Genomic DNA, 1,723 nt, shown 5'->3' on the forward strand with positions numbered 1-1,723 from the left:
GGTTTTGTTCCGCCCCGCCCCTTTCAATCCTGGGCGGGGCGGTCGAAGGCGACGCGGAGGTCGAACCGGAGCGGCGGCAGTCCCCCTCCTGGCCAGGAGGGGCTAGGGGTGGTTGCCGGGCGGGCGGGGCAGTCGGAGACAGGCGCCGCCCCGCCCGATGCCGCCCCGCCCAACGACGGGCACCCGTAGGGACACGACTCGTCGTGTCTGGGGCGGGTCGTCGTGTTTGGGGCGGGCGGGGCGATCCCAAACAGCGCCGCCCCGCCCGCATGCCCCGCCCCGCCTGACGGCACCGCCCGACGGCGTTGCGTGCAACGCCGCTACAACGGCCACCCCGCCCTCGTGCGGTGCGGGCGGGGTGGGGCACCTTCGCTGCCTGCTGCCTGCTGCCTGCTGCCTGCTGCCTGCTGCCTGCTGCCTGCTGCCTGCTGCCTGCTGCCTGCTGCCCGCTGCCCGCTGCCCGCTGCCCGCGCAGTAGCTTCCCCGGATGGAAATCCCCGCCATCCAGGGTCTCAGCGTCGAGACCACGCTCCTCCCCCTCGAAAAGCGCGCGGCCGTCGGCGAGGCCCAGCAGCGGCTCCGCATCGGCATACCGAGTGAGGCCCCGAACGGCGAGCGCCGCGTGGCGCTGGCGCCCTACGCCGCGGCGCTCCTCATCGCGAACGGTCACGAGGTGCGGATCGAGACCGGCGCTGGCGAGGCCGCCCAGTTCACCGACGTCGAGTACTCCGAGGCCGGGTGCGACGTGGTCGAGTCGGCCGGCGAGGTCTACGCCGACAGCGACCTCGTGGCCAAGGTGTTCCCGCCCCGCCCGGACGAGCTCGCGCTCATGCGCGAGCGCCAGGTGCTCATCTCGGCGCTCCACCTGGGTGGGATCCAGCCGGACACGCTCAAGCGCCTCATGGACCTCCGCGTGACCGGCATCGGGTTCGAGTTTATCGCCGACCCCGACGGGACGCTCCCCATCGTCCGCATGATGCACGAGATCTCGGGGTCGGTCGCCGTCCAGACGGCCGCGCGCCTGCTCGAGTCCGAGCCGCCGGCGCCCGGCGGGCGGGGCGGCCGCGGGCTCATGCTCGGCGGGATCTCGGGCGTGCCCCCGGCGACCGTCGTCATCCTCGGCGCCGGCGTGATCGGCGAGTGGGCGGCCCGGACGGCGCTCGGGTTCGGCGCCCACACCATCGTCCTCGACACGGACCTCCCCGCCCTCCGCTTTATCGAGCACGTCCTCGACCGCCGCGTCACGACGGCGATGGCCAACCCGACCTACGTCGAGGGCGCGGTCAAGAGCGCCGACGTCGTCATCGGCGCGGCCATGCTGTCGGGCCAGCGCTCGCCGGTCGTCGTCACCGAGGAGATGGTGGCGGGGATGCGGCCGGGCTCGGTCGTCGTCGACCTCGTGATCGACCAGGGCGGGTGCATCGAGACGAGCCGGCCGACGACGCCGGGCGAGCCGACCTTCGTGGCCCACGACGTCGTCCACCACTGCGTCCCCAACCTGCCGTCGCTCGTGGCCCGGACCTCGACCTACGCGCTCTCGAACGCGCTCGTCCCGTTCCTCCTCGAGATCGGCGAGGCCGGCAGCATCAACGACGCCCTCTGGTCCAACGTCTCGCTGCGGACGGGGACTTACGTCTACCGCCGACACCTCACGAAAAAGAACCTGGCGGCCATGTTCGGGATGCCCCACCGCGACATCGAGCTGCTGATCGCGAGCGGGATC

Annotated in this window: 1 protein-coding gene; it reads left to right on the forward strand. The window is 72.9% G+C overall.

Annotated features, from left to right (window positions below):
* Positions 1-487 precede the first annotated feature (487 nt).
* Positions 488-1,723: alanine dehydrogenase (locus RM540_RS16240; protein WP_311666062.1), on the forward strand; the 1,236-nt coding region annotated here is incomplete at its 3' end.

Source organism: Rubrivirga litoralis (assembly GCF_031846415.1).
GTDB lineage: Bacteria > Bacteroidota > Rhodothermia > Rhodothermales > Rubricoccaceae > Rubrivirga > Rubrivirga litoralis.